General features: G+C 60.5%; 36 protein-coding genes. 31 read left to right on the top strand and 5 right to left on the bottom strand.

The genetic code is table 11. The features are described 5' to 3' along the window. Positions 1–95: 95 nt before the first annotated feature. From IM737_RS20715 to IM737_RS20650, 14 genes are all read left to right on the top strand, one after another. Complete coding sequence (locus tag IM737_RS20715) at positions 96–662, top strand: hypothetical protein (protein ID WP_236899993.1); 567 nt, start codon at positions 96–98, stop codon at positions 660–662. Then, positions 659–2,464, top strand: a complete 1,806-nt coding sequence (locus IM737_RS20710; protein WP_236899992.1) for a terminase large subunit — start codon at positions 659–661, stop codon at positions 2,462–2,464. The genes IM737_RS20715 and IM737_RS20710 overlap by 4 nt, the downstream gene beginning before the upstream one ends. Then, on the top strand, positions 2,457–3,716 hold the full coding sequence (locus IM737_RS20705; RefSeq protein ID WP_236899991.1) for a phage portal protein: 1,260 nt from the start codon (positions 2,457–2,459) through the stop codon (positions 3,714–3,716). The genes IM737_RS20710 and IM737_RS20705 overlap by 8 nt, the downstream gene beginning before the upstream one ends. A 5-nt stretch (positions 3,717–3,721) precedes the next feature. Beyond that, positions 3,722–4,399 carry an HK97 family phage prohead protease gene (locus IM737_RS20700; protein WP_236900061.1) on the top strand — a complete coding sequence of 226 codons (678 nt, stop codon included), beginning with the start codon at positions 3,722–3,724 and terminating at the stop codon, positions 4,397–4,399. A 12-nt stretch (positions 4,400–4,411) separates the two neighbouring features. Further along, complete coding sequence (locus tag IM737_RS20695) at positions 4,412–5,620, top strand: phage major capsid protein (protein ID WP_236900060.1); 1,209 nt, start codon at positions 4,412–4,414, stop codon at positions 5,618–5,620. Positions 5,621–5,684: 64 nt separating this feature from the next. Continuing rightward, the gene (locus IM737_RS20690) at positions 5,685–5,945 is read left to right on the top strand and encodes a hypothetical protein (protein WP_236900059.1); all 261 of its coding nucleotides are present in this window, start codon (positions 5,685–5,687) and stop codon (positions 5,943–5,945) included. A 1-nt stretch (position 5,946) separates the two neighbouring features. Further along, positions 5,947–6,303 carry a hypothetical protein gene (locus tag IM737_RS20685; RefSeq protein WP_236900058.1) on the top strand — a complete coding sequence of 119 codons (357 nt, stop codon included), beginning with the start codon at positions 5,947–5,949 and terminating at the stop codon, positions 6,301–6,303. An 11-nt stretch (positions 6,304–6,314) separates the two neighbouring features. After that, positions 6,315–6,857 carry a hypothetical protein gene (locus IM737_RS20680; RefSeq protein WP_236900057.1) on the top strand — a complete coding sequence of 181 codons (543 nt, stop codon included), beginning with the start codon at positions 6,315–6,317 and terminating at the stop codon, positions 6,855–6,857. Continuing rightward, positions 6,848–7,183, top strand: a complete 336-nt coding sequence (locus IM737_RS20675; protein ID WP_236900056.1) for a phage head closure protein — start codon at positions 6,848–6,850, stop codon at positions 7,181–7,183. The genes IM737_RS20680 and IM737_RS20675 overlap by 10 nt, the downstream gene beginning before the upstream one ends. Beyond that, entirely contained in the window at positions 7,180–7,617 is a 438-nt protein-coding gene (locus tag IM737_RS20670) for an HK97-gp10 family putative phage morphogenesis protein (RefSeq protein WP_236900055.1), read from the top strand. The genes IM737_RS20675 and IM737_RS20670 overlap by 4 nt, the downstream gene beginning before the upstream one ends. Beyond that, entirely contained in the window at positions 7,618–8,010 is a 393-nt protein-coding gene (gene gp17 / locus IM737_RS20665) for a tail completion protein gp17 (RefSeq protein WP_236900054.1), read from the top strand. A gap of 85 nt (positions 8,011–8,095) precedes the next feature. Next, entirely contained in the window at positions 8,096–8,926 is an 831-nt protein-coding gene (locus tag IM737_RS20660; RefSeq protein WP_236900053.1) for a hypothetical protein, read from the top strand. 75 nt (positions 8,927–9,001) lie between these two features. Next, entirely contained in the window at positions 9,002–9,694 is a 693-nt protein-coding gene (locus IM737_RS20655; protein WP_236900052.1) for a phage tail tube protein, read from the top strand. Positions 9,695–9,702: 8 nt separating this feature from the next. Then, positions 9,703–10,044 (top strand): hypothetical protein, encoded by a 342-nt coding sequence (locus tag IM737_RS20650; protein WP_236900051.1) that lies wholly within the window; start codon positions 9,703–9,705, stop codon positions 10,042–10,044. Positions 10,045–10,082: 38 nt separating this feature from the next. Here IM737_RS20650 and IM737_RS20645 read toward each other — a convergent pair whose 3' ends face one another. Beyond that, positions 10,083–10,334 carry a hypothetical protein gene (locus IM737_RS20645; RefSeq protein WP_236900050.1) on the bottom strand — a complete coding sequence of 84 codons (252 nt, stop codon included), beginning with the start codon at positions 10,332–10,334 and terminating at the stop codon, positions 10,083–10,085. Here IM737_RS20645 and IM737_RS20640 point away from each other — a divergent pair. Then, positions 10,333–10,800, top strand: a complete 468-nt coding sequence (locus IM737_RS20640) for a DUF2513 domain-containing protein (protein ID WP_236900049.1) — start codon at positions 10,333–10,335, stop codon at positions 10,798–10,800. The two genes, IM737_RS20645 and IM737_RS20640, sit on opposite strands and share 2 nt — an antisense overlap. Here IM737_RS20640 and IM737_RS20635 read toward each other — a convergent pair. Then, a complete protein-coding gene (locus IM737_RS20635; protein ID WP_236900048.1) occupies positions 10,797–10,991 on the bottom strand; it encodes a hypothetical protein in 195 nt (64 codons plus the stop codon). The two genes, IM737_RS20640 and IM737_RS20635, sit on opposite strands and share 4 nt — an antisense overlap. 125 nt (positions 10,992–11,116) lie before the next feature. Here IM737_RS20635 and IM737_RS20630 point away from each other — a divergent pair, with 125 nt between their 5' ends. After that, the gene (locus IM737_RS20630; protein WP_236900047.1) at positions 11,117–11,452 is read left to right on the top strand and encodes a hypothetical protein; all 336 of its coding nucleotides are present in this window, start codon (positions 11,117–11,119) and stop codon (positions 11,450–11,452) included. 8 nt (positions 11,453–11,460) lie between these two features. Beyond that, on the top strand, positions 11,461–12,318 hold the full coding sequence (locus tag IM737_RS20625; RefSeq protein ID WP_236900046.1) for a hypothetical protein: 858 nt from the start codon (positions 11,461–11,463) through the stop codon (positions 12,316–12,318). 25 nt (positions 12,319–12,343) lie between these two features. Here IM737_RS20625 and IM737_RS20620 read toward each other — a convergent pair whose 3' ends face one another. Continuing rightward, positions 12,344–12,718, bottom strand: coding sequence for a hypothetical protein (locus tag IM737_RS20620; RefSeq protein ID WP_236900045.1), 375 nt, complete (start codon positions 12,716–12,718; stop codon positions 12,344–12,346). Between the two features lie 57 nt (positions 12,719–12,775). On the opposite strand from IM737_RS20620, the gene IM737_RS20615 reads away from it, so the two are divergent. From IM737_RS20615 to IM737_RS20555, 13 genes are all read left to right on the top strand, one after another. Beyond that, on the top strand, positions 12,776–14,737 hold the full coding sequence (locus tag IM737_RS20615) for a phage tail length tape measure family protein (protein WP_236900044.1): 1,962 nt from the start codon (positions 12,776–12,778) through the stop codon (positions 14,735–14,737). After that, positions 14,737–15,396 carry a hypothetical protein gene (locus tag IM737_RS20610; protein WP_236900043.1) on the top strand — a complete coding sequence of 220 codons (660 nt, stop codon included), beginning with the start codon at positions 14,737–14,739 and terminating at the stop codon, positions 15,394–15,396. Before IM737_RS20615 ends, IM737_RS20610 begins: the two co-directional genes overlap by 1 nt. 9 nt (positions 15,397–15,405) lie before the next feature. After that, positions 15,406–16,077, top strand: a complete 672-nt coding sequence (locus IM737_RS20605) for a hypothetical protein (RefSeq protein WP_236900042.1) — start codon at positions 15,406–15,408, stop codon at positions 16,075–16,077. A 9-nt stretch (positions 16,078–16,086) separates the two neighbouring features. After that, a complete protein-coding gene (locus IM737_RS20600) occupies positions 16,087–19,146 on the top strand; it encodes a phage tail protein (protein WP_236900041.1) in 3,060 nt (1,019 codons plus the stop codon). 1 nt (position 19,147) lies between these two features. Further along, a complete protein-coding gene (locus tag IM737_RS20595) occupies positions 19,148–19,453 on the top strand; it encodes a hypothetical protein (RefSeq protein ID WP_236900040.1) in 306 nt (101 codons plus the stop codon). Further along, positions 19,450–19,650 carry a hypothetical protein gene (locus IM737_RS20590; RefSeq protein ID WP_236900039.1) on the top strand — a complete coding sequence of 67 codons (201 nt, stop codon included), beginning with the start codon at positions 19,450–19,452 and terminating at the stop codon, positions 19,648–19,650. The genes IM737_RS20595 and IM737_RS20590 overlap by 4 nt, the downstream gene beginning before the upstream one ends. A gap of 69 nt (positions 19,651–19,719) precedes the next feature. Then, on the top strand, positions 19,720–22,005 hold the full coding sequence (locus IM737_RS20585) for a hypothetical protein (RefSeq protein ID WP_236900038.1): 2,286 nt from the start codon (positions 19,720–19,722) through the stop codon (positions 22,003–22,005). A gap of 14 nt (positions 22,006–22,019) precedes the next feature. Continuing rightward, complete coding sequence (locus IM737_RS20580) at positions 22,020–23,285, top strand: hypothetical protein (protein WP_236900037.1); 1,266 nt, start codon at positions 22,020–22,022, stop codon at positions 23,283–23,285. Between the two features lie 127 nt (positions 23,286–23,412). Beyond that, a complete protein-coding gene (locus IM737_RS20575) occupies positions 23,413–24,177 on the top strand; it encodes a glycoside hydrolase family 108 protein (RefSeq protein ID WP_236900036.1) in 765 nt (254 codons plus the stop codon). Between the two features lie 2 nt (positions 24,178–24,179). Beyond that, the gene (locus IM737_RS20570; RefSeq protein WP_236900035.1) at positions 24,180–24,485 is read left to right on the top strand and encodes a hypothetical protein; all 306 of its coding nucleotides are present in this window, start codon (positions 24,180–24,182) and stop codon (positions 24,483–24,485) included. Further along, on the top strand, positions 24,478–24,876 hold the full coding sequence (locus IM737_RS20565; RefSeq protein ID WP_236900034.1) for a hypothetical protein: 399 nt from the start codon (positions 24,478–24,480) through the stop codon (positions 24,874–24,876). Before IM737_RS20570 ends, IM737_RS20565 begins: the two co-directional genes overlap by 8 nt. A 95-nt stretch (positions 24,877–24,971) precedes the next feature. After that, on the top strand, positions 24,972–25,304 hold the full coding sequence (locus IM737_RS20560) for a hypothetical protein (protein WP_236900033.1): 333 nt from the start codon (positions 24,972–24,974) through the stop codon (positions 25,302–25,304). Positions 25,305–25,349: 45 nt separating this feature from the next. After that, positions 25,350–25,625 carry a hypothetical protein gene (locus IM737_RS20555; protein ID WP_236900032.1) on the top strand — a complete coding sequence of 92 codons (276 nt, stop codon included), beginning with the start codon at positions 25,350–25,352 and terminating at the stop codon, positions 25,623–25,625. Positions 25,626–25,836: 211 nt separating this feature from the next. On the opposite strand, the gene IM737_RS20550 is transcribed toward IM737_RS20555, so the two are convergent. Both IM737_RS20550 and IM737_RS20545 read right to left on the bottom strand, forming a co-directional pair. Then, positions 25,837–26,055, bottom strand: coding sequence for a hypothetical protein (locus IM737_RS20550; RefSeq protein WP_236900031.1), 219 nt, complete (start codon positions 26,053–26,055; stop codon positions 25,837–25,839). Positions 26,056–26,191: 136 nt separating this feature from the next. Beyond that, complete coding sequence (locus IM737_RS20545) at positions 26,192–26,389, bottom strand: hypothetical protein (protein ID WP_236900030.1); 198 nt, start codon at positions 26,387–26,389, stop codon at positions 26,192–26,194. Positions 26,390–26,430: 41 nt separating this feature from the next. On the opposite strand from IM737_RS20545, the gene IM737_RS21035 reads away from it, so the two are divergent. Then, a complete protein-coding gene (locus tag IM737_RS21035; protein ID WP_336886245.1) occupies positions 26,431–26,607 on the top strand; it encodes a hypothetical protein in 177 nt (58 codons plus the stop codon). Positions 26,608–26,699 lie beyond the last annotated feature (92 nt).

The raw sequence follows: 26,699 nt of genomic DNA, 5'->3' as shown, positions 1-26,699 counted from the left end.
CAAAGCCCTCTCTTCCCGGACCCGCGGCGATCTCACGCAGAGATTTTTTCCTCTGGTGGAAAATCAGGGTGCGAACCAAGGCGCGAACCACACCGATGAACGCCAAAAAAACAGCCACCGACTGGCCTGCTATCGAGGCCGAGTATCGAGCCGGGAAGCAGAGCATCCGGGCGATTGCCGAGTGGTTCCAGATTTCAGATACGGCGATCCGCAAGGAAGCCAAGAAGCGCAAATGGGTCCGCGCGAACCAGCCATCTGGTTCGCAGGATTTGGCGGGTGCGAACCGGCCTGCAGTTGCCGCGCCGATCGCCGAGGTCTCGAAGGTCGAGGAGGTTCTCGGCCGGGGTCGCAATCTGGCCGAGCGGATGCTCGATGAGCTCGGCGCCGAAACGCTCCACCGGGGCGAGATGGAGACCATCATCGAGCTTTCGGAAACTGACCCAGACCGGCTCCAGGCTCTACGCCAGGCGGTGAGCCTTCCGGTGCGCGCCAAGACGCTGCAGACGATCGCCCTGGCCCTCAAGACGATGGGCGAGACGGTGAGCGAGCAGCCGAAGGGCAAGAAGGCTACGCAGAAGAGTGCGGCCGATGCGGCGACGGCACCGGGCGGCAAGTTCGCTCCGCGTCCTGGCCCGCCTCAACTGTCGGTCGTCGGTAAGTGAACCCTGAGTGGTCCACGTCGTGCAAGGATTGGGAGCAACGGATTGTCGCGCAGCGGTCGCTGATACCGTTTCGCCCGCTGTTCCCGGCCGAAGCCGAGCATGCGCTAGGCGTGTTCAAGGCCCTCAAGGTCGTGGATTTGCCCGGCCAGCCGACATTCGGCGAGGTCAGTGACCAGTGGGTTTTCGATTTCGTCGCTGCAATCTTCGGATCCTATGACGCCGAGACCGGCAAGCAGATGGTGACCGAGTTCTTCCTGCTCATCAGCAAGAAGAACACCAAGTCGACAATTGCCGCGGCGATCATGCTGACGGCGCTGATAGTCAACTGGCGGCACAACGAGGAATTGCTGATTTTGGCGCCGACCATCGAGGTCGCCCAGAACAGCTACAAGCCGGCGGCCGCCATGGTGCGCGCTGATCCGGAACTGGATGCGAATGCGGGCGAGGGCGGGTTCCTGACGGTTCAGGACCACATCCGAACCATCAAGCATCTCGGCAATGATGCCATGCTGAAGGTTGTGGCGGCTGATACCGACACTGTGTCGGGCAAGAAGTCGGGCCGCATCTTGATCGATGAGCTCTGGGTGTTCGGCAAGCGGGCCGGCGCGGACGCAATGTTGCGCGAGGCCACAGGCGGCCTGGTGTCACGGCCTGAAGGCTTCGTGATTTCGCTCTCGACGCAGAGCGATGATCCGCCTGCGGGCGTGTTCAAGGCGAAACTGGACTATGCCCGCCAAGTGCGGGACGGCCTAATCGTCAATCGCAAGTTTCTGCCGGTGCTCTATGAGTTTCCGGACAAGATGGTCGAGGCGAAGGCCTACGAAGACCCGGCGAATTTCTATGTGACCAACCCGAATTTGGGTCGGTCAGTCAGCCAGGAGTGGCTGGAAGAGGAGATGATCAAGGAACTGTCGGGCGACAAGACGACGCTCGCGACGTTCCTGGCCAAGCATCTAAACGTCGAGATCGGCATGAACCTGCGGTCAAACCGATGGGCTGGTGCTGATCACTGGACCGCGGCCGAAGACGAGGAATTGGCAAGGCTGAGCGCTTCGGGCGCAGCCGGACACTATGAGGCGCTGGAGCGGTTGCTCGATCGCTGCGAAGTCGCTGTGGTTGGTATCGACGGCGGCGGCCTCGATGACTTGTTCGGCCTCAACATCCTTGGCCGCGAGCCGGGCGAGATCGAGGTCCATATCGAAATCGACGGGGTGAAGGTCACCCGCAAGATGAAACGCTGGCTGTCATGGTCGCATGCCTGGTGTCATTCCGGGGTGCTGAAGCGCCGGCCGAAGATCGTCACGACGCTGCAGCGCATCCAGGCCAAGGGCGAATTGACCATTCTGGAAGACCCGCTCGGCGATGTTGCCACGATCATCGAGCACATCAGCCGCATCAAGACGATGGGGCTGCTCGGCGGGGTGGCGGTCGACGCGTCCGGCCTGGGCGAAATGGAAGATGCCCTCGATGAAATCGAGGTCACGCAGGAATCTGGATTGCTGGTGGCGGCGCCGCAAGGTGGCTGGATGATGTCCAGCATCAAGGGCGCCGAGCGGCGCCTGGCCTCTGGTCTGCTTAAGCATGCCGGCGGCCCGCTGATGAACTGGTGCGTGCCGAACCTGAAGATCGAACCGACAGCAACTGGCATCCGGGCGACCAAACAGACGGCCGGCGATGCCAAGATTGACCCGGCCATGGCCATGTTCAACTCGGTCACGCTGATGGCCCGCAACCCGCAGGCGCCAGATATGAACAATATCGACGATTTCCTCGCAAACCCTGTGGTGGCGCGCCGTGGTTGATACCAAAACCAAGATGCCATTCCCGGCTCGGGTGAAAGCCATCGTCCGTGCGGCTTTCGGATTGACCGACACCACTGGCTGGCAGTTGGCCTATCCTGGCAACAGTTCTGCCGGCAAGACTGTGACGATCGATGGAGCACTGCAGCTGGCCACGGTTTGGGCCTGCGTCCGGCTGCTCTCTGAGACCGTCGCTACCCTGCCGTTCATGCTTTACAAGACGGCAGCGGATGGCGGCCGCACCGTGGCCGGTGACGACCCGCTCTATGATCTGATCCATGACGCGCCGAATGCCGACTATACCGCCGTAGAGTTCTGGGAAGGCGTGGTTCTCTGCCTCTGCCTGTGGGGCAATGCGTACGCCAAAAAGGAAAAGATGGGTAATCGCCTGGTCGCCCTCACTCCGCTGCGCTGCGACTGGATGGTGGTGAAGCGCAACCGCCAGGGCGCCCGAGAGTACCACTATCACGACCCCAAGGGCCTTAAGGTCTGGAGCGAAGATGACGTTTTCCATGTTCGTGGCTTTGGCGGCGCTGGTGATGTCGGACTTTCCCCTATCACTTTCGCCCGTCAGTCGCTTGGCACGGCCATGGCAACCGACGAGCTCGCCGGCACCATGTTCGCCAACGGCGCGCGGCCGACTGGCATCCTCACCGTCGACCAGGTTCTAAAGCCCGAGCAGCGCAAGCAGCTGCAGGAGAATATCGTGGCGCCGTTCGTCGGGAGCGAGAACGCCGGCGGCGTGATGGTCCTCGAGGCCGGACTGAAATTCCAGGCGGTTACCATGACCCCGGAAGATACCCAGTTTCTTGAGACCCGGTCGTTCCACGTCGAGGAAATCTGCCGCTGGTTCCGCGTCCCGCCCTTCATGGTCGGGCACACGCAGAAGTCTACCAGCTGGGGATCGGGCCTCGAGCAGCAGCTGATCGCGTTCCTGACATTCGCGCTGAAGCCGTACCTGTCTCGCATCGAGCAGGCGGTTTCGCGTTCCCTCATCCCTGCGGCGCAGCGCAAGGCGCTGAAGCCAGAGTTCAAGGTCGAGGGCCTGCTGCGCACCGACAGCGCTGCCCGATCCGCGTTCTACGCCGTCATGGTCCAGAACGGCATCATGACCCGGAACGAAGTGAGGCGGCTGGAAAACCTGCCCCCACTTCCGGGCGGCGACGATCTCACTGTGCAGTCCCAGAACGTCCCACTCGGCGAGCAGCCGACCACTCCCAAGCCTCCGGCCAAACCGGAAGACGACGAGGAATAAAGCCCATGAAAACCAAGGATTTTGCCCTGGAGGTCAAGGACCTCTCGGATGAAGGAACTTTCACGGGCTACGGCTCGGTGAGCGGCAACGTCGATTCCTACGGCGAGCGCGTCATGCCTGGCGCCTTTGCGGCCAGCCTGGCCAAGCACAGCCGGGAAGGGACGCAAGTTCTGATGTTCTGGCAGCATAATCCTTCCGAGCCGATCGGCGTCTGGGAGGATCTGGCCGAGGACAAGAAGGGGCTGTGGGGTAAGGGCCGGCTGCTGATGGATATTCAGCGCGCTCGCGAGGTCCATACCCTTGCGAAGAACAAGGCCATCGGCGGGCTTTCGATCGGCTATCGCGAGATTAAGGTTACGCCTGATGGCAACGTCCGCAACCTGGACGAACTGGACCTGATGGAAATCTCCCTGGTTTCGTTTCCAGCCAATCGCAGGGCCCGCATCGAAGCGGTGAAGTCCGAACGTATGGAAGAGTTCGCCCGCCGGCTACGTGACGGCGATCCCATGCCAATCAAAGAATTCGAGGACCTCCTGCGTGATGCAGGGGTCCCCAAAGCCATGGCCGTACAGATCGCCTCTGTCGGCTATGCGAAGGCCATTCGGAGCGAGTCCGAGGGCGTGAAGGCGAATGTCATGGCCGATCTGCGATCCGCAGTGAGCGCCTTCCTTCCCAACGCCTAACGGAGAATTCCAATGGCTGATGAAAAAGAAATGGAAGCCCTCGTCCTCGACCTTAAGAAGGCCGCCGACGAGGTCAAGAAGATTGCCGAAACCACGAATACCGAGATCAAGAACCTCGGCGTGACCACGGCAGAGACCAAGCAGAGGGCCGATGAGGCTCTGGTCAAGCACAACGAAATCTCTGCGCGTCTCACCGAGATCGAGCAGAAGATGGTTCGCGGTGCTGGTGAGCCGGAGCGCCGCAAGTCTATGGGCGAGCTCGTCACGGACAGCGACGAAGTACAGGCTTTCCTCAAGTCTGGAGGCAAGGGCCGTGTATCGGTCCAGGTTAAGGCCATCATCTCGGCCCTGACCACCGATGCTAACGGCTCTGCCGGCGATCTGATCGTTCCTGATCGTCGTGGCCTGATCGACCCCGTCACCCGTCGCATGACGATCCGCGACCTGCTGACGCCCGGCCGCACCAGCTCGAACGCCATCCAGTATATCAAGGAAACCGGGTTCACGAACTCGGCGGCGACCGTGACTGAAACCGCGGGCACGGCCAAGCCGCAGTCGGAAATCAAGTTCGATCTGATGACCGCTGCTGTGACGACCATTGCCCATTGGGTGCAGGCCACCAAGCAGATCCTTGACGACGTTCCGATGCTCCAGAGCTACATCGACGGGCGCTTGCGCTACGGCCTGATGTATGTCGAGGAAACCCAGCTTCTGATGGGTGGCGGCACCGGCACCGACCTCAATGGCATCTATACCCAGGCGACGGCTTTCTCGACCCCGATCACCATCCCGGCGACCGTGACCAAGATCGACGTCATCCGCCTTGCCATGCTGCAGGCATTCCTCGCGGAATACCCGCCGAACGGCGTCGTGATGCACCCCACCGACTGGGCGACCATTGAGCTGACCAAGGATCTGGGCGGCAACTACCTGATGGCCAACCCCGCCGGCAACCTGCAGAAGCGCCTCTGGGGCCTCCCTGTGGTCGACACCCAGGCCATGACCATCGACAAGTTCCTCGTCGGTGCGTTCCAGCTCGGCGCTCAGATCTTCGATCGTGAAGACGCCAACGTCGAAATCTCGACCGAGGACAGCACGAACTTCCGCCAGAACCTGGTGACCGTCCGTGCCGAGGAACGCCTTGCCCTGGCTGTGTATCGCCCGGAAGCCTTCATCAAGGGCGACTATTCCGACGCCATCACCGCTGCCACTGCGGCCTGATCGATCGGTTGATCATGATGGGCCGCTCACGCGGCCCATCTCATGAGCCGATAGGAGAATCACCATGAAAGTTAAAGCCCTCGACAGCTTCGCCACTGGCGAAACCGGCATGGTCCATGCCGGCCAGGAAATCGACACGACGGACATCTCGCAGGATCGCCTTGACGCGTGGGCGGCCCGTGGGTTCATCCCCAAGGTCAAGAAGGAACAGGCGCCGAAGAACAAGGCGGAGCCGGTCGCGCCTGCGAACAAGACTGATCCACTCGACCACGACAATAACGGTCGCCGCGGCGGTGCCGCCAAGCCATCTGGCAAGGGGAAGTAACATGCCCACCACGAAGCGCGCCAATCAGCGCAGCTACGCCAATCGTCTGGGCTTCACAGCCAAGCATGGCGGCGTTCCTGCCAAGCCGGCGAACACGGTTCTCCCGGCCATCACCGGCACTCCGACGGTCGGGCAGACCCTCACCTCCACCACGGGCACATGGACCGGCAAGCCGACGCCAATCTTCGCCCGTCAGTGGAAGCGCGGCGGGGTTGCCATCAGCGGCGCCACTGCCGCCACATATCTCCTCGCCGTTGCTGACGTCGGCGCCGTGATCACGGTCACAGTGACCGGCAGCAGCATCGCCGGCAGCGTTGCCGCAACCAGTGCCGGCACTGCCGCCGTCGCCGCGGCTTAAAGGGACGCATCATGGTCTTGGTCGTCATCACCCAGCCGTCACTTCTGGTCACCCTGTCCGAGGTGAAGACCGCGCTTGGGGAGTCATCGACCGATCGTGATGCTATGATCACCACGGCGCTGAGGGCGGCCCAGGCCGAGCTTGACGGACCGAGCGGGCGGGTCGGCATGGTGGTCGCGTCCACGACCGTCGAGCAGCGTTCGCCGGGCTTCGATGATCCTATCGTTCTGTCAGCCGTGCCGGTGACATCGGTCACGACCATCAAGTATCTGGATACCGCCGGCGTCGAGCAGACGCTTTCGGCGGGCTCCTACACGGTGCTCTCTGATGGCCGTATCGAGCTAAATCCGGGCTACTCATGGCCCGGTCTGTACGCCGACGAAGAGGCGGTGCGTATCCGCTTCGTCGCCGGCATGGCCGCTGGAGATATCCGGATTGACCTGATGAAGGCGGCCATCATCATGCACGTCAAGATGACGATCGATATGGCCGATCCCGCGGTTTACCAGAACACGATCCGCAACCTGCTAGTCCCGTTGCGCGCATGGCTTTGAAATCTGAAAAGCTCGATCGCCGCATCACCCTGATGCAATACGGGATCACCTACAACGCGGACAATGAGCCAATCGAAGGCTTCACGCCCTTGGCTACGGTCTGGGCATCTGCAACACCCGTCAGTGATGGCGAGAAGGTCAGGGCTGCCGAGGTAGGCGCTTCGATCTCCATGCGGTTCCAAATCCGGTATTCCGCGACGGTGGCAGTGCTCAACCCGAAAGACTGCCTGGTCTACCAGGACAAAATTCACGACATCTCCGGGGTCAAAGAACTTGGCCGTCGTGAAGGTCTTGAGATCACCGCAGCAGCGGCAGCAGACGAATGAAGGTCACTGTTTCATTTGCTGGGGGCAAAGAACTTGATGCTGCCCTGTCTCAGTTTACGGCTACGAAGCGAAGGGCAATTGGACGTGTTGCATTGGATAATGCCGGCGAGATCGTCGCAAAGGCAGCTCGAGGATATGCCCCTGTCGATAGTGGCGGGCTTCGGGAATCCATCGACGTTTCCGGCACGCTGACGAGGGCTCAGAAATCAGAGCATCGCAAGTTCGCTGAGCAGGAAAGATACATCGGCCCTGACGATCGGCCGCAGGGCCATCTCCGAGAATTCGGCAGCGACGGCAACGCACCGCAGCCGTTTATGCGGCCGGCTTGGGACGAGACGAAAAATCAGGTGCTTGACCGCATCGGCGATGAGTTGTGGGTCGGGATCGAAAAGGCAGTAAAGGCAGCTGCCAAGCGGGCGGCGAGGGGCAAGTAGATGCAAACCAAGCTCGCCGGCCTGCTGCTCGCCCATGCGCCTTTGGCGGGGTTGATCGTCAACCGAGCCCATTGGGATACACTGCCCCAAGGTTCGGCTCAGCCGTCGATTGTCATGTATGTGATCAGCGGCGTGACCGATTACACCTATGCCGGCGCCAGCGGTTACGCCATGACGCGGGTTCAGTTCGATTGCCGCGGCACGACTGCGGCATCTGCCCGCGCCGTTGCCGAGGCCCTGAACGATAGGCTTTCAGGCTTCCGTGGGGAGTTCGGCGGCTTCGCGTTTCTGGGCTGCTTTGCCCAGGGCCAGCGGACCCGGTTCGATAAGGTCGATGCCACTTCGTGGTTCACGGACAGCCGAGATTTTACCATCCACTGGCGCTTGGCATAGCGTTGAAATGGAGTAGGATAAGCGGGCTAGGAGGCGTTTGCACCGCCTGACCTAGCCCTAACCAAGCCCGATCACGGAGGATCGAGTGGCTGATTTATCTTTAGAGCAAACAAAGGTTTGCACCAAGTGCGGCGGAGTGAAGCCGCTCACCAGTTTCTCCCGCGATAAGTACAAAAAGAGTGGTTACAAAAGCTGCTGCTTGGCGTGCGACAAAGCTTATGCTGCGGCCTTCCGTTTAGGCCGCCCCGATTATGCTCAAGATTACCGGCGCAGAAAACCTGAAGTTCTGAACGAGGCATCTGCGCGATGGCGTCAGCGTAATCCTGAGAAGGTAAAGGAACAGGAGGCCAACCGGCCGCCACGCGATCCCGCGCAGAAGAAGAGCTATAATCAAGCATACTTCGAACGGAACAGGGATCGATTGCTCAAGGAAAACCGGAAATGGTATTCCGCTAACCGCGAACGGGCGCGGCAACAGGCCAACAGGTACAAAGCCGAAAATCCACACATAGTGAGGGCGTGGATCGAGGCGAACAGGGACAAGATTAGAGCAGCCGACAATCGGCGGAGGGCAACGCCGAAGGGCACTATCGACGGGCGGATGTCCACCTCGATCAATCAGGCCCTGAAGGGGAAAAAGAGCGGGCGAAAGTGGGAGTCCCTGGTCGGCTATACCGTCTTCGACCTCATGGCGCACCTGGAGAGGCAGTTCGTTGACGGGATGAGCTGGGAAAATATGGGCCAATGGCACATTGACCACGTCATCCCAAAATCGGCGTTCAACTATACCGACGCTGACCACATAGATTTCCGCCGATGCTGGTGCCTGGCAAACCTGCAGCCCCTGTGGGCCGTCGACAATATCAAGAAGCACGCAAAGCTAGCCGAGCCGTTCCAGCCCAGTCTGGCGATATAGAACCAACACCTAAGTCAATCATCTGCCCACAAGCCGCCCCTTACCGGGCGGCTTTTTCATGGAAGGACTGCAAGCATGGTCGATACAGCCGCAATCATCGGGTACGGGACAGTTTTTGAGATGGCCGATGAGGCCACGCCAACCGTCTTTGTCGCTATGGGCGAAGTCATCAACGTCGATCCTGGCGAAGATGAGGACGAGGAAGTCGAGGCGACACACTACACGTCGCCTGACCGCACCCGGGAGTTCATACCTGGGCTCACGTCGCCTGGCTCCATGACCGTCGAGGGCAACTATATCCCCGGTTCTGCCACCGACCTCGCCATGATCGCCGCCCGCGGCAAGAAGAACCGCGGGCGCATCACGCTCCCGAATGGAGTGCGCAAGACGTTCCCCATCGTGCGGCGCGGCTATAACCAGGCCATCCCGCTCGATGATCGCATGACCTTTACGACCACGTTCAAGCGTGCGGGCGCAACCACGACTGATGCCGCCACTGCGCCGGTCAACGGAATCCTGCCGGCTATTGCCGGGATTGCCCAAGTCGGCGAAACGCTGACCGCGCATCCCGGCGTCTGGGCCCCCTATGCCACGTTCACCTATCAGTGGAAGAATGAGGGCGCGAACATCTCCGGCGCCACTAGCTCGACCTACGAGCCTGTGGTTGGCGATATCGGCGACAACATCACCGTCACGGTGACGGCCACCAACACTGGCGGCAGCGCCTCGGCAACGTCGGCCGAGACCACACCCGTTATCGCCGCTTAGGAACAGCCATGACCAATCCGCTGAAGGGCGAAGGGCTCGCCCGCATCGAGGCCGGCGAATACACGCTGGCCTTCACTCTCGGCGCGTGCGTTGCGATCGAGACCCACTTCGACGGCAAGCCGCTGCAGGACATCACCGCCGAGCTTTCGGGCGAGACGGTGAACCTGTCGGTGCTGCTGGTGGTGCTGTGGGCTCTGCTGCGCAAGCACCATGGCCTGACGCTTCAGGAGGTTGAGGATCTGGTGACGATCACCGAAATCCCGATCTGGAGCGAGGCTCTGACGACTTCGATGGTCAATGCCCAGCCGAAGGGAAAGGGCGCCCGCCCTCCCAGGGCGGCAGCCGGGTAGACTGGCTGTCGCTTCTCGAAACGTGGATTGACCTCGACCTAGAGGCCGATTTGATCTGGACGCTTTGCCTCCAGGAAGTCGAGCTTCAGATGGAAGCCGCCGCCAAGCGCCGGCAGCGCGAGAACGAGCGGTTCGCCCGGCTTGCGTGGCAGACCGCGGCATATACCCGAGCGAAGAAAATGCCGTCGCTGGAATCTGTGCTTGAGGCGCAGAAGCCACGGCCTCGGCAGACGTGGCAGCAGCAGGCTGCGGTGTTTGCGAACTGGTAATTTGAGGGATCGATCAGACATGAAGGTCGCCACCGTCAAAGAGTCCGTATTTGTTCCGGTTGTCGCTGCTGAAGGGCGCGATACGATCCCCCAGGAAATTGGGGGCTCCGATATGAAGCGGGACATGGATGTCATTAGGAAGATCATGCTGGCGGTTCAGGCCAGAACAGACATCGACCCCCGCTTGCTTAAGGTCGATGGCCTAGATGATTTCACAGTAGGGTATCACGTCGCATTGCTGCACGACGTCGGACTGATAGTCGGCCCTTCTACTCAGACGTACGACACGCCGTACAAGCAGGTGCTGGTTAAAGACCTCTCCTGGGAAGGGCACGATTTCGTGGCCGCCATGGCGAACGACACTGTTTGGGGAAAACTGAAGCAGTCACTATCGCCCTCGGATTTAGCGTCACTGCCGCTGAAAATCATCAAAGACGTGGGGACCGGCATTCTTGAGCAGTGGGTGAAGACCCAAATAGGGCTCTAGTTGGCGTCTTCTTTGTCCGGCGGGTTTTCTAGATAGCCATGGCCGATGAGCCAGTCCCGGATGATACGGCGAACCGCTTCTGTGCGGCTTGGCGTGTCGTCTTGTTCTGCCGCAAAGGCGTCGATGCCATTCAAGGCATCGCGTTGAATTCTGAGGTTCAGCTGTTCGGAGTCGACCGGGGGACGGCCCATGCGCTTTTTCCTAGGATTATCTGTTGACGCCATTCTTACTTTACCCTAGGATTTAGTCAAGCCGGAAGGGAGGTACGAACTCCCCGCCGGCCCTAACCGAAACGACGATCTTGGAGGATCATCGAATGGCTGACTTTGCCAATATCACAAGGCGTTCCGCGCTTGTAGGGGCGTTCTCGTATCTGTTCATTCCGCCTGCAGCGCTTGCGTTGATCCAGCCAGCAGTTGCCAACCAAGCGCCGATGACGGCGATGGAGCGGGCCGACTTCCATATGGCTGAGTTCGCAAAGGCCATGGACGAGATGCTGCCGGAGAAAGCTCATCGTTGGGCGGCGAGCTTGAGTGGAGGCGTTGGCGGGTTTTCCAGTTCGCGTCAGGTCTGCTTCCGCGTTCCTGATCCCGATGTATCGCAGCGGCTTGGCCGCGAGTTCCTGATCGACCGGTTCTCCGAATTCCGCTGATCTTCGTCATGGTTGATCAAGTTACGGCGACCAAAGTCTGTTCCAAGTGCGGCGTTGAGAAGCCTGTAGACGATGCGCATTTTGGTTTCTACACGGACAAGGGCGTCCGGCGCCGCATGGCAAGATGCAAGGTGTGTATAAACGCAAGTAATCGAATGTCTCGGGAGGCCAATCCCGAGCGACACAAAGAATATAATCGACGAAATTGCGAACGAAACAAGCCAGCGGGCAGTGACTACCAAAAGCGTCGATACGCCCTCAAAGATAAGGCAAAAGCAGCTGAAGATTTGAAGCGTTGGCGATCTGAAAACCCAGATAAGATGCACGAGCATTGGAAGCGAACCTACGAGAAACACAAAGAGAAGCATTCCGCGAGGGTCAAAAATTGGCAGCGCAAAAAGCGCGCAGAGAGTCCGGAATTCCAGCAAAAGCACACTGAAGCCAATAGGCAATATCGCCAAGCAAACCCCGAAAAGATGCGAGAGTACTATCGGCTAAAGTCAGCTGAGCGCCGCCGCAAGAAGGCCGGTGACCTGGATTTTAGGATGATGGCTTCCATAAGGGCTCGCATCCGAAACGCACTAAAGGGCAGCAGTAAGTCGGTCCGAACTGCGGAGCTTCTAGGTGCCTCTCTTGATGTCGTTCGTAGCCACATCGAAAAGCAATTCACCGACGGCATGACCTGGGAAAATTGGGGCCGGGGCTGGGGAGGCCGTCGGGAGTGGCACATGGATCACGTGAAGCCGCTCGTTTCGTTTGACGTTTCCGATCCTAAGCAGTTGGCAGAGGCCTGCCACTACACGAACCTTCAGCCGCTTTGGGCATTCGACAATCTGAAGAAGGGCGGGCGCTTCGACCCAGCCTAAGGCGATCCTTTCGAGGGTCGCCTTTTCATTTGGTCGGGTCACAAGCCTCATGGTCAGGCATTTCGACCATGCAAAACCAAACACGGTCGTTCTGATCCCGCAGTCTGACGTCAACCTCGTCTCCAGAGCCGCGTCGGGTTTCTGTGCGGACGAGTTCAGGCACCGCTGAATCCCCATCGAGGAAGTAGCATGTGTGCTCGTAACGGGCACCCGCGACTGACCATTCGATATCAACTCGACGGTGGACGCGCTGGCTTTCGATTTCGGAAGCAGGGCCGTCCACCACCACGCCTGCGGCGATCATGCAGGCTTTAGATAGCGGGTCTAGCGACCCAGAATCCTGCGCACGCACCGCGCCGGCAGCCAGACCAAGCGCTGCAATCATCAAAACCAAGCGCATTCCCGTCTCCTCCAAGTCATGGGCGGAACATACGCGCACATCTTATGCGAGGTAAATATGGCCGCTCAGATCGGATCCCTGAGGGTTTCGCTCGGATTAGACTCGGCTGAGTTTGAGCGGGGCATGAAAAAGGCGCAGTCCTCACTGGCTGCCGCCGGCGCCAAGATGCAGCAGGTCGGCGCTATCATGTCAGCGGCGTTTACCGCTCCGCTGCTGCTGTTCGCCAGTAAGGCCGTTCCTGCTTTCCAGGAGCAGGCTAAGGCAATGGCCCAGGTCAATGCTGTCCTGAAGTCGATGGGGCCGGTTGCTGGCCGTACCGCTGCGCAGCTCGACGCGATGGCTGATGCTCTTGAGGGCGCATCGACCTTCACGGGCGAAGATATCCTGACGAAAGTTTCGGCCAACCTACTGACCTTCGGCAAGATTCAGGGGGACGTGTTCGATCGGGCGCAGCAGGCCGCGATCGACCTGTCGGCTCGTTTGGGCAGCGACCTGCAGTCCTCGGCAATCATGGTCGGCAAAGCGCTGCAAGATCCGATCAAAGGCCTGACGGCGCTGTCTCGCGTCGGTGTGTCGTTCACGGCCGAGCAGAAAGCCATGATCGAGCAGATGGTCAAGGTCGGCGACGTGGCCGGCGCTCAGTCGCTGATCCTTGCCGAACTGGAGCGCCAGTATGGTGGCCAGGCGCAGGCGGCGCAGGACGCCACCGGTGGCGTGGACGAGCTCAAGGATAGCTGGGGCAAGTTCGAAGAAACCGTGGGCGAGATCATCGCCATGGTGCTGCCGGCGTTGACCAATGCGCTGCGCGGCGTTGTCGATTGGCTCAATACGCTTGACCCTGCTGTTATGCAGGTGGGCGTTCAGATCGCTGCGGCCCTTGCCATTGCGGGGCCATTTGCTATCGCGCTGGGCACCGTTACGGCCGCCGTAGGGCTGCTGGCTCCCGCGGTGACCGGACTTGGTCTGGCACTTGCTGCGCTCACTGGCCCGGCCGGTGCAATCGCGCTGGTGACGGCCGGCCTGCTGGCACTTGGCGTGGTTGCGCATAACACCTGGTCCAGCATCAACAATGCGCTTCAGGCTGGTGCCGGCGGGCCGCTCAGCGATTACATCAACCAGCTTGGGGATGTGACGAAGGCCATTGCCGATCTGCAGAACAACCCGGAAGCGGGCGGCGGGTTCCTGATTGTTGACGGGGTGATGGAGGAGATTGCAAGCACCGACCGCCTCAATCAATTGCTGGAGCAGCAGAGGAACCTGCGCCAGACGATCGCGGCAATCTCGCAGGGCAACACCAAGGCTCCATCTGAGCCGATCATCCCGCCGCTGGTTATTCCGCCGGTCATCGTGCCGGAACTCGAGGAAATCGAGACCGGCCTGGGCGGTGTGAAGGCCGCTGCTGCCGCTGTCCAGCCAGCCGTCGATGCCATGGGCGAAACCTTCCAGACCGTTGGCGACCAGATTGCCGAAATCTTCGATGGCATCAGCAACTCCATGGCCAGCATGGCGACCGGCATCGTGAAGTCTTTCTTCAAGGGCGAGGATGCGGGCAAGAGCTTCTTCGATACCATCATTTCCGGCCTCGATGGCATCGCCACCAAGGCGCTGGATAGCGCGTTTGGCGGCATCTTTGACGTCATCTTCGGGGCATTCGGGAGCGCGTTCGGTGGGCTTGCGCCTGGTGGCGCTGGCTTCCTCGGTGGCGGCGCTTCCTCGTGGGGCGGGCTGGCCACCGGTGGGCGAACGATGTCCGCCGGCCTGGTCGAAGTCGGTGAGCGCGGCAAAGAGCTAGTCCAGTTGCCAAAGGGCGCAAACGTCATACGCCACAACGATATCGGCGACTTTGCGGGCGGTGGGAAAACCCATGTCACGTTCGGCATGAGCGCCGACCAGAACGGCAACATCCTGCCCTTCGTCCAGTCGATCGTCAGCGACGGCATCGAAACTTACCGAAACCACGGCCTGCAGCAGGACATCCAGTTGTCGGTCGGCGATCCCTTGGCGCGAGGTAACCTCTGATGGCTCTGCCTGCTCGCCCCTACGCCGTCGAGGACTTTGCTGACTTGCTCAAACTGCGAGCCGCGCCGTTCATTCCCATGCCGATGGAGAATGTCTCGGAGCTTGGATCGGGCGAGTTCCTGACGGCCGATATGGGCCCAACACTCTACCAGGCGGCTTGTGAGACCGCGCCGATGCCTAATGCCGAGGCGCATGGTCTGATGGCGCTTATCCAAGCGTTGGGCGGCAGCAAGGAATGCTTCTACCTGCCGGACTATATGCGGCTTTACCCTGCTGCGGATCCTGACGGCTCGATCCTGGCAGCGTCGGCGCCGACCATTCACACCATCGGCGGAGATCGGCGCACCATGCGCATCACTGGATTGCCCGCCGGCTACGTCATCACCCGCGGCGACTATATCGCCGTGGACTATGGCAGTCCGTCTCGTAGGGCGCTGATCAAGGCCGCCGAGACGGTGACAGCCTCTGGCGCTGGACTGACGCCGTCCTTTGCGGTGTCCTATCCGATCGGGCCCGGCGTCACCACCACGCTGGCCGTCATCCTCAAGAAGCCGGCGGCGAAGGTGAAGATGGTGCCGGGCACGCTCAGCATCTCGCCCGTCGACATCCTCAATGCCGTGATCAGTTTCACGGCTCGACAGACGACCTCGGCAGGGTAGGGGCAATCAATGGTCAGGCCACTTGACGTCGCCACTCAAGGCGCGGTGCGCGATCGTGTGCATCAGGCTCCGCGTACCTTCATCGTGATCCGGGCAAAGAACCGGGCCACTGGCGAGGAAGAAGTGTTCGGATTCACCGACTTCGGTGAGGACGTGTCGACCAATGTTGTCGATGGCAATACGCAGGACATCGTCAACCACTCGTTCTATGGCGACGGCTCGCCCATCCAGAAGATGGACAGCATCCCGCTCAAGATCGGGCTGGAGATCGATACGGTTTCGATCACGCTCAACGCCCTGCAGCCGCAGGTGCGGACGATGGTCATCACCCACGATTGCCGCAATGCCAGGGTCGAAATCTACCGCGGTTATCTCGACTCGTGGTCTGGCCTGCTGGTGGCGAACCCTCGCTGTCGCAAGCTTGGTCAGGTCAACGGCGCCCCGAAGGTCAAGGGCCGCCGAGGATCGCCATCGACAATCACGCTTAAGGTCGTTGGCGCAACCCGCCTGTTGACCCGCACTAGCCGAGCCCTGCGGTCTGACGAAAGCCTGAAGCTGCGGTCCGGCGACCGCGCTCGTCGCTATGGCGGCACTGCATTCAAGTGGCCCATCCGTTGGGGTGAGGCCGAAGACGATGCCGGCACGTCCGGCCATAAGTCCACCGAATCCACCACCAGGTAGGCCCAGCCAGTGTTTGATCCTATCAGCTTGATCATCCAGCTCGTTATCGGGCTGGTGGCGATGGCAGCTTCGACCATCATCAAGTCCATGCAGCAGCAGGACAAGCAGAGGGTTCCTGGTGTTCGGGGTGAGCGCCAGGTCGGTGGCACCAACCCCATGGCCTTCATTGTCGGCCGCTACGGCACTGCCGGCCAGTTCGAATATGGCGGTGAATGGGGAGATGACGGCGGCACACCGAACGCCTACCGCACAGAGGTCTATAGCCATTGCGACCTTGTCGCCGACGGCATGGCTGGGCGGTTCATCAACGGCAAGCCAGTGACGCTGGACGCAAGTCCACATGCCGATCTGGGTTATCCAGTTCTGGAGTTCCGCGACGGCGCCGGCAAGGACCGCATGTGGTGGCGCGACTATACCGGCGTGCAGACTGTCGCCGATCCGCTACTGCTCGCCAAGTTCGGCGCCGATCCGGATCGGCCGTGGCTGTCGGACATGATCTTCCGTGGGGTCGCGTATTCGATCGTCACGTCGCTGGTGAACCGTGAGCTGTTTGCGTCGGCCGTGCCCGCGCCGATGTTCGATGAACGCGGAATCCACATGTACGATGTCCGGAAGGACACGACTGCAGGGGGCTCGGGGTCGCATCGCCTTGACGATCCGGCGACATGGGAATGGTCGGATAACCCGATCGTCATCATCTACAACATCCTGCTCGGCATCCGATACGAGGGAGTGTGGCTGTGGGGTGGCCAGGATATCGGCCAGCAGCATCTGCCTTATGCCGTCTGGGCGTCCCAGATGGACAAGTGCGATGCCTTGGTCGCAAAGCCTGCCGGCGGGACGGAGAAGCGGTTCCGCTGCGGCTATGAGATCAGTGTCGACCAGGAACCCCAGGCCGTCATCGGCGAGCTGCTGAAAACCTGCGAAGGCCGTATCGCCGAAATCGGCGGCACATGGAAAGTGCTGGTTGCTGAGCCTGACGCGCCAGTTGCCAGCGTCACCACCGACGATGTGGTGATCAGCGAGGACCAGAGCGAAGAGCCATTCCCTGGGCTCGAAAGCCTGTTCAACGAAATGCGCGCTGATTACCCAGAGCCGGCCATGGCCTGGGAGATGAATGAAGCCCCGGTTCGGCTGCGCAGTGACTATGAAGCGGCAGACGACGGCCGGCATTTGCCGTTCTCGACCAGCTACAAGGCAGCGCCATACGTCGACCAGGTGCAGCGTCTGATGTACGCGGCGCTTGAGGAGGGTCGTCGGTTCCGCAAGCCGGTCAAAACCTATGCGCCTGAGTGGTGGGAATACGAGCCACTGGACAGCTACCTGCTGACCGATGCGGAGGAGGGATATACCGATAAGGCCTTCCTGATCACGGTCATGGACGACCTCCCGAACGGGAACCAGGTCGTTGGCTCGCAGGAGATTGACCCGGCCGACTATGACCCGCCTGACGATGAGATTGTCGAGGTCGACTTTCCGCCTCTGGTCATTGCCCGCCCGGCGCCGCAGGAGATAATTGGCTGGAACGTCGCGCCGTACATCTTTCCGGATTCGGCGGCTGAAGGTCGGCGCATCGGCATTGAGATTTTCTATGACGAAGGCCTTCTCGATGTCAGGGCCGTTCGTGTCCAGGTACGCGAGGACTTCGGCGACAACAATCTGGTGTTCGATGGGGAGTTTCCATACGACGCGACAGAGCTTGATCCCTCTCGGGCTCTGACCTGGGGAGGGATCATTCCAGACGAGGACTATGAGGTTCGGGGCATATACGTCCCGTTCTCCGGGAGGGCCGTTGAATGGTCCGGCTGGCTCGGTGTCACAGCGCCTCCGATATACCTGACGCCTGCCGACTTCTATCCAGACCTGGAAGGCACCCTCGAAGTCCTCAACCAGGGCTTGGAATGGCTCGCCCAGAGCAACAAGCGGGTCCGTGACGATCTCCAGTCTGTCGTGGTTCGGCTTCAGGATCAGGGGAATACCAGCGACGATAATTTCCAGCAGGTTCGGACTGCCCTGACGGCAACGCAGGGGCTGATCAAGGCCGATTACGAGCTGCTGATCACGACGGCTGTCGGCATCATCGACGGCGAACTGGTGGGCATCTCCTCTCGCGTGGAAACGCTGGAGGTGGCGTATGCTGATCCGGTGAGCGGCAACGCTGCATTGGCCTCCGGGCTCGACGCGATTGTCGTTCAGATCACCGATGGAACCACCGGCCTGGTGGCGCTCGCTAACTCCATAACGTCCATCGAGACATCGGTCGGAGATATCAGCGCAGACGCCAAAATCCGCATGGTGTCGCAGGCGTCGAGTGGCAGCAGCTATGCCACTGTGGGCATTCAGGCCAGGGCTACGACGGGTGACGTCTGGACGACGGCAGCGATCCTGCTGGATTCCAAGAGCGACGGGTCTAGCCGCGTGCTTCTGGTCGGCCAGCGTATCGGGCTGATGGATAGCGGCGGTACGGTCTATGGCATGTTCGATGCGACGGGCGCCTACTTCAATACGGCGCTCATTGAGAACGCGAGCATTACCAATGCCAAGATCGTAAACGCGACCATCACTGGCGCGAAGATCGCCAATGCCACGATCACCAATACCCAGATCGCTAACGCGACGATCGGCAGCGCGCAAATAGCCAATGCTGCAATCGGCAATGCTCAACTCGGCACGGCGGTCATCCAGACCGCCAACATCGTTTCCGGCAATGTCAGCGAGACCTTCGCTACGCAGACCGCGGCGGCTGTAAACTGCAGCGCTTCTGCGGGTGGCGTCACGGTTCTAGCCAGTGTGAGCGTGACGGCGAGCGCCGGCAAAGTCATCATCACCGCGCAGTGCGACATCGGCGCAGGAACCGGCGTTGCCTACCTGATGTATCTGCGGAAGAACGGCGTTCTGCTTGGTTCGATCAAGAGCATTTCGGGCATCTTGGGCCTTCAGTCGGTGGTGTTCGTGGACTCCTCCCCATCCACTGCGACCTATGAACTGGTGCATGAAGCGGCATTCACAACGACCCCAGTGTACACCGCTTCGTACCGGTCAATCATCGCGGTCAATAACAAGGTCTGACATGAGCAAGCGACTTTCGATTTCCGATGAAGACATGTCGGCGCTCTATGACGTTGCGCCTGACCCCCAAGATTGGCTGGGGCATGTGATTACGGCCGCCATTGCGGGGGCGATATCTCAGCGCCGCGCCGAACCCGGCTGGATGACTGTGGCGATCTCATTTGCCAAGACGGGTGGCGATCCGGAGGACGACAGGGGTGTGCTTCTGCATGGCCTGACGACCGGGCAGTTCAAAGATGCGGCACAGCGCCATGCCGATGCCATTGCCGCAGCCATGGCGGCCATAACCGAAGAGAGCCAACCATGACCGACACCCAGACTATGACCATCCACCCCATCGCCGCCCTTCGTGCCGCAGGCAAGCGCGTCGACATGCTCGAATCCTTCTATCCCAACCAGGTCAAAATCCTTGAGCAGGAGAAGCTGGTGTTGGAGCAGAGGGTGGCTGAGTTGGAGGGGCAACTGGCGGCACTGGAGCCGCCGTTGAATCCTAGACGCGAGTAGGTTAACCCTCAGACCACCAAGCCCACCCACACCCCGCTTAGGCGGGCTTTTTTTCTGCCCGGAGCATCCATGGCAACGCCCTTCGTTCCTTATCGTCCTGGTACGATTACTGTCACCAATGGCAGTGTCGATTTTACCGGGGCTGGCACCGACTTCAGCAAGTACGAGGCTGGGGATGTCTTGCTCGTGGACGGCGCCGCATACCGTGTCGAAGAGTTCACCAGCAACACCGCAGGGAAGTGGGCGCTTGAGTACCCAGGCACTGATGCGGCCGGGCTCGACTACGATTGGTGGCCGGCTGCCGATGTCACTAAGGCGCTGACGCTCTATGCCAGCTTTCAGCGGCTGCTAGTCGGCGGGAATCTGGCGGCGTTGGCTGCGCTCGATGGCACAGGTGGAAACAAGCTCATCAAGATGACGGGGCCAGGAACCGCTGAGGTCTTTGATGGTGCAAACCTTCTGGCCATGGCTGCACTTGACGGTACTGGCGGTGACCTGTTCCCTCGGTTCACTGGCGCTGGGGCGATGGACACGCTGAGCGATACGGCGTTGCTCGCTGCGATCGGGGGTGCTGGTGTCGACGACGTCAGGGTCAAGTTGGCAGGCACCCGGACCTACTACGTTAGAACAGACGGCAGCGACTCAAATACTGGCTTGGTCAACAATGCTGGTGGAGCCTTTCTGACCATTCAGGCCGCGGTCGACGCAGCGATGGAGCTCGATAACTTCGGCTTCAACATCACCATCAGTGTCGGGAACGGCGCGCGCACTGCGGGCGCAACCATCCCCGGCCCTTTACTCGGGGGCGCAACGCTGTCGATCGTCGGCAACACTGGGAGCCCTTCTAGCAACACCATTACAGTGACGGGTGGGGACTGCTTCAAAGCCACGAACGGCGCAAAGGTTCATGTCGAGGGGTTCAAACTTTCGACAGTAACCAGTGGTCGCTGCTTTGTTGTGGAGTACGGCGCTTTCGTGACTCACGGAAGCAACGATTTTGGCACCTGCGCCGGAATGCACATCGACACTGGCCTGGATGGCATGATTGTCGCGGTAGCAGATTACGCCATCTCTGGTGGGGCTGTTGGCCACTGGCACACCGGCGTGCCTTCAGTCATCTACAATACACCGATCACGATTACGATCACAGGAACCCCGGCATTCTCGGCATACTTCGCCGGCAGCGCGACGGGTTACATCAACTTCGCCTATGTGACGTTCGTCGGTTCCGCGACTGGCAAGCGGTTCTACGTCCACAAGAACGGCACCCTCGAGGGTGCCGGAGCATCCATCACTGCGCTGCCAGGCAACGTGGCTGGCGACATCTACACTGGCGGTCAATATGTCGGATCGGCAACCGCGCGGGATCTGACTACGGCTGACCTACAAAGTAACGCCGGGACGATTCCAGAGCGAGGCGTTGCCAACGTCTTCGAGCTGACCAGCACTTTCGCCGTGCCCATAACCATCCGCGAAACAGAGAGCGGCGCGCAGGCTGGTCCGTTCCTGAACTTGGATCGATCGAGCGCCTCCCCGGCGGCTAGTGACGAGCTTGGTGTTCTGGTGTTCGCTGGCAAGGACAGCGGCGGCAACAATACCTTTTACGCGCAGATCAACTCGGTTCTGCTCGACCCGACCGACGGCTCCGAAGATGCGTCTATGCGCTTCAACACGATGGTTGCAGGAACGCCTGCAACCCGCGCCACCATTGCCCAAGGCCTCCTCATGGCTGGCGCAACTGGTGGCGATAAGGGCGCAGGGACGATCAACGCGATAGGCGTCTATGACGACAACGTACTGCTAACCTGTATGGCGCTTGCGAGCGATTTCTTGCGCACGGGGAAGGTCGATACGAGCTTTTGGGACAACATGGTTCCCGATTGGATCGAGCCGGCTCGCAAGGAGCGTCGTCTGGTCATTCAAAAGGTTATCAAGCCGGAAGCGCGGTACGCTGAGACAGAAGGCGGATGGGTGCGCACGATTGCCCAGGTTGAAACCGACGAGCCCGTACTCGAATTCGTCCCCATCTGGGATGAAGACGGCAACGGCGTCGATGCAATCGAGCAGCCGGTTACCGAAGAAATCGAAATCCCCGAGCAGCGCATCCCCCGCCGCCACGAACTGGCTCACCGGTTCAAAGCCATGGTCGAAGATGGTTTCGACCCACGCGACCCGGTGCAGTACATCGCCAAACTCAAGGCCGACGAGGCGCTGCCAGGCATGCCCACCAAGGCCGAATGGCAGCACAACACGCTATCATCTGGCGAGATGTTCGGACGGCTCTGGCTGGCTACCGAAATGCTGGCGCTTGTGGTAATCAACCTGCACGAACGCGTCGTAAAGCTAGAGCGCTAACCCGGAGCAGCTTCTTGCCTTCCCTGCCTTCTAGACGGCGTGCGCTTCAGTCGCTTGTGGCAGGCTCGGCCGCAGCAGGACTATCAGCAATAGCAACGCCAGCACGGGCGGAGCAGCCCATTCCGGACGGCAAGGCGCGTAAGAAACTGCGCGACAACCAAGTCTATTTCGTCCGTGCCGATGGTGAAGACACCAACGCTGGGTTGAGCGACGATCAGCGAGACGCCTTCCGGAATATCCAGGCGGCCATCGATGCTGCGCGCGAGGTAGACACGTCAGGGTTCGACGTCTTCATCAATGTGAGCGGGCCTCAAACAAAGCCAGTGCGCCTACCTGCAGCATTGGTAGGCGGCGGCTCCGTCATAATAACCGGAGATGTGACGCAACCAGATAACTGCCCGATTACGGTCGCCGACGACCACGCATTCACGGCGAGCGATGGTGCCAGGATGACCGTGCGTGGCTTCAAGGTCGGAACGACGGGTCAAATAGGCCACGGCCTCCATGCAGACCACGGCGCTCAGATCATCCACGAGCGAAACATCTTTAGCAGCGTCGTCAATTCTCACATCGACACTGGCCTGGACGGCGAAATTGTTGCCGTCGGCGACTACGAAATAGCCGGCGGCGGGCAAAGCCACTGGCACACAGGAATGCCGTCGAGAATTTCGAACATCCCTATCGTCATTACGATTTCGGGCGTCCCGCACTTCTCGGCGTATTTTGCGGGTTCAGCATTCGGCAGTATCTATTTTGCGGGCGTGACCTTTAAGGGAGCGGCCACCGGACCAAAGTTCTTTGTTCACAAGAATGGCGTGATCGACGGTGCTGGCGCGGCAATAGATGCACTACCGGGTGACTCTGAAGGCCTGAGAATAACCGGGGGCGAGTATGTTGGTCCGAGGGTTTCCCCGGTCTTCACGGCCGCTGTCAACTATGGCGGGCTGCAGTTCGTCGCGCTGCAGCTCATGGAGGAGTTCCGTGAGACAGGAAGCGTCGATGTGACTCGCTGGGATGCTCAGGCGGAGGATGGTCGGCATACGATTGCCCGCATGTTCCGAGGCATGATCGATAGTGGCTTCGACCCTCGCGACCCAGCAAAATACGTTGCGTGGCTAAAGGCGGAGGCAACTCTTCCGGGCATGCCGACGAAGCCAGAATGGTACGAGCGCCACCTTCTATCTGGCGATCTCTTTGACCGACTGTGGTTTGCCACTGAACTGCTCGCGCTTCAGTTTGCCAACCTGCACGACAGGATAGCAGCGCTGGAAGCGCGTTAGCCGACCGGACTACTTCAAACTCTGATCCACATCTCACCTCGCCAGCAATCCTGCCGGCGAGCGCAATCGTCTGACCTCTCCAACGTCAGACCCCAGCCAACCAAACCCCACATCAATGGAGACTATCATGGCCAAGGGGAACTTCCCCGCTTGCCTAGCGGACGTGCTTGTCCATGAGGGAGGCTATACGAACAATCCCAAGGATCCGGGAAACTGGACCGGCGGCAAGGTCGGCAGCGGTACACTCAAGGGGACCAAGAAGGGGATCGCCGCGGCATCCTATCCGGCCCTCGACATCAAGAACCTCAGCGATGCCAAGATCGCCGAACTCTATGAGGCCAATTACTGGCGCAAGATTCGGGGTGATGATCTGCCGTCTGGCGTCGATCTCTCCACGATGGACTATGGGGTCAACTCTGGTCCGTCCCGTTCCGCCAAGGAACTGCAGCGCGTCGTCGGCGTCGAAGCTGATGGCCGCATCGGACCCGTCACCATCTTGGCCGTCAAGGCTGCTGACCCCCGCGTCGTCATCAAGGGCCACTGCGGGCGCCGCATGAGCTTCCTGCGTGGTCTCGCCATCTGGAACACCTTCGGCCGGGGATGGTCGACGCGCGTGGCTAATGTCGAGGCCAAGGCCCTGTCGTGGGTGAGCAGCAAGTCCCAGCTCGAGGCGGATGCCAAGGCGGCCCGTGACAAGGCCGTGGCGCAGGGCAGCGGGGCTGCTGTGGGCACTGGCGGGGGTATCGGCGCAGATCAGGCGCCGGACCTGTCCTGGCTGCCCGTATGGGCCATTGTGGCCGTCGTGGCGGCGATCGTCGTTCCGCTGGTCATTCGCACCATCATCAACGCTCAACGGGCTCAGGCCCTCGCATCAGTCGCCAAGGAGGCATGATCATGCTGCCACGCATCTGGGAAGTCATCGTCCGGTGGCGCACCTATCTCCTGAACATCGTTCTCGCCTTGGCCTTCATCCTGCCGGAGGTGCTGAACTCTCCGGAGATCCTCGCTGTCATTCCACCCGGCTATCAGCGGTGGTTCCTGGTCGCGGCATTCCTGCTCAACATTTGGATGCGGCCGCGGCCGGCCAGCATCGCGTCTGATCCTGAGGTGCAGGTTCGGAAGGTGATCGAGAAAACCGACGACCCTTCCACCATCAAGGTCATCGAGAACGGTCAGACGAAAGCCACCATCCATGCTTAGCGCCATCCTCAACTGGCTTGGCGGTGGGATCGTGAAGCAATTCACCGACCCGCTGCTGGCGGCCTATCAGGCAAAGCTCAACGCCAAGAACGACACCGATCGGCTTGAGGCTGATCTGACCATCAACCGCATCGAGGCAGCGCGAGACATTGCGCTCGCCGAATCCGGCCGTGCTTGGTCCGCGACGTCGGTCGGCCGCTGGCTCATCGTCCTGCCCTTCGGCTGCTGGTGGGCGGCGATCTACTTCGTTCAGATCATCAACCCATGGTTTGGCCTTGAGCTCGTCGTCATCGACGTGCCGGCTCGCATCCATGACATGGCCCTGGTGTTGGTTCCCGCGATCGTCATTGCTGACGCTGGAGCCTTCGCCGCCCGCCGCTTCGGTAAATGACCGCCACACCACGCCGCCGTGCCCCGTCCAAGATCAACCCCAAGAAGAATTCCGGAGCGCCCATGTCTGGTGAAGGCAACCTTGGCCGTGGAAGTATGTCGATCGGCAAGCGCGTCGAATTGCTTGAACACGATCGGGAACAGCAGTCGCGCGTGCTGACCGGTCTCATCGACCAGATGGGGCACGGATTCACCAAGGAGCAGTTGGCCCAGCTCCGGATGGCGATGCGGGAGGAGTTGGCTGATGCCGGCCTGCGACTCGACAGTGCCGACCACCAGGATGACGCCAGGCGGGACTTCATGTTCCTTCGGTCCCTGCGCAAGGGCGTGAACGGAACTGCCGCCAAGATAGGCTGGCTGGTCATCGCCGCGGTATGCGGCGCGGTGATCTGGCTGGTGAATTCCGGGCTCAACGTCTGGAAGGCATGAATCCGCGCCGGGCGGCATCCTGGCTTCTCCGAAAGGACTGAGACGATGAAGACCCTGCTGGTTGCGGGCGCTTTCGCCTGCCTATGTGTTCCTGCGTTCTCTGCTGAATGCCTGACGATTGCGGGCTTTGCCGATTTTATCGACGGCAATGAGAAGGGCGCCGAGATCATCGAAGTCGTCCCGGTCAATTCGCAGGCCATCGATAACCTAGTGATCTTCCGGGCTGAAAACGGCAACGTGCTGATGATGCCTGAGTTCGATGGGTGCATGTTCGGCAGCCCGGTTCTGATTGACCTTCAGGGCGACGAAGTCGGGGCATGATCCTACCCTGCGCAGGTTGCGGCGCCTCACTCGACTGGAGCCTCGATAGGGTCGGCAACCAGCCTATGCTGATGACCAAGTGTCGTCACTGCAATCCATCCGGCCCATGGTTTCATGAGCCGGTTGACGTGCTGCGGAAGCCGCGCGGGAAGGCAGGGCTATGGCCGTCGCCGACTGATGTCCAGCTGGCTCCGGTGGATGTGATCGATATCTAGGATTTAGTGATGCGAGCCAGATCTTCAGCGGCTTCGCGGACCGCCTGATTCACGGCAGGACTGTTGTCGATGCCTGTGAGTTTCGCTTCGGTGTCGAGCGCCCTCAAGGTATCTGCGGTCCGGCCAAGCGCGCTTGCCAGCTCCGCGAAATCCTGGCCCATTATTTCCAGGTGAGACGATACCATGGCGTGTATGCGTCGAGATGCGATTGCCATCACTGCTTTCCTGGTTTCGTCTGCCGACCGGCTTTTACGGCTTCGATGATTAAAGCCCGTACCTGATCATAGGTCCATAGGGCAGAGGTTGAGGCTGGGGCCATGAGGCGCGCGGCGATGAGTTCGGGAGATTCGGTCATCGGGCCAGATTGAAGGCTTTGCGGATCGCGGCTTCCATAGACCGCATGCGGTCCTGCAGGGTCATCGCCTCAAGCGATATCGCCCGCCGGGTGATTTCGTCGCCCCGCACCTCATCGAGGCCGCGCTGCTCTTCTGGACTGAGCCGCCCACCCTTCGCTGCTTTCTGTCGGATCAGTTTGCGCCACTGGTTCATCTTGTCTCCTTCCTATCGGGATAGTTATACAGGCTCATGGGTTGGGTTTCATCACCAACGGCAAAGACCACCAGGTCATCCTCGCCGATATCGCGCTGCGCTCTCCGATCCCAACCCATGTGGATCATATGAGGCGGGCCAAAGACCTTCACGGCGCTCCAGTATTCCTCACCTCGGAAGCCGATGAAGTGCACGCATCGAACGGGCATTTCGGTTAGACACCTTCTCGTTTCGTTCATGCCATTTTCGGCCAAGGTTAGCCCACCCGGGTAGAGCAAATGCCCAGCATATCGGTTTCTGGGCAGCCGCC

This window comes from Devosia sp. SL43, from assembly GCF_021729885.1.
Lineage (GTDB): Bacteria > Pseudomonadota > Alphaproteobacteria > Rhizobiales > Devosiaceae > Devosia.
Note: the sequence above shows the minus strand (reverse complement) of the source record. Positions and strands in the feature narration are given on the sequence as shown.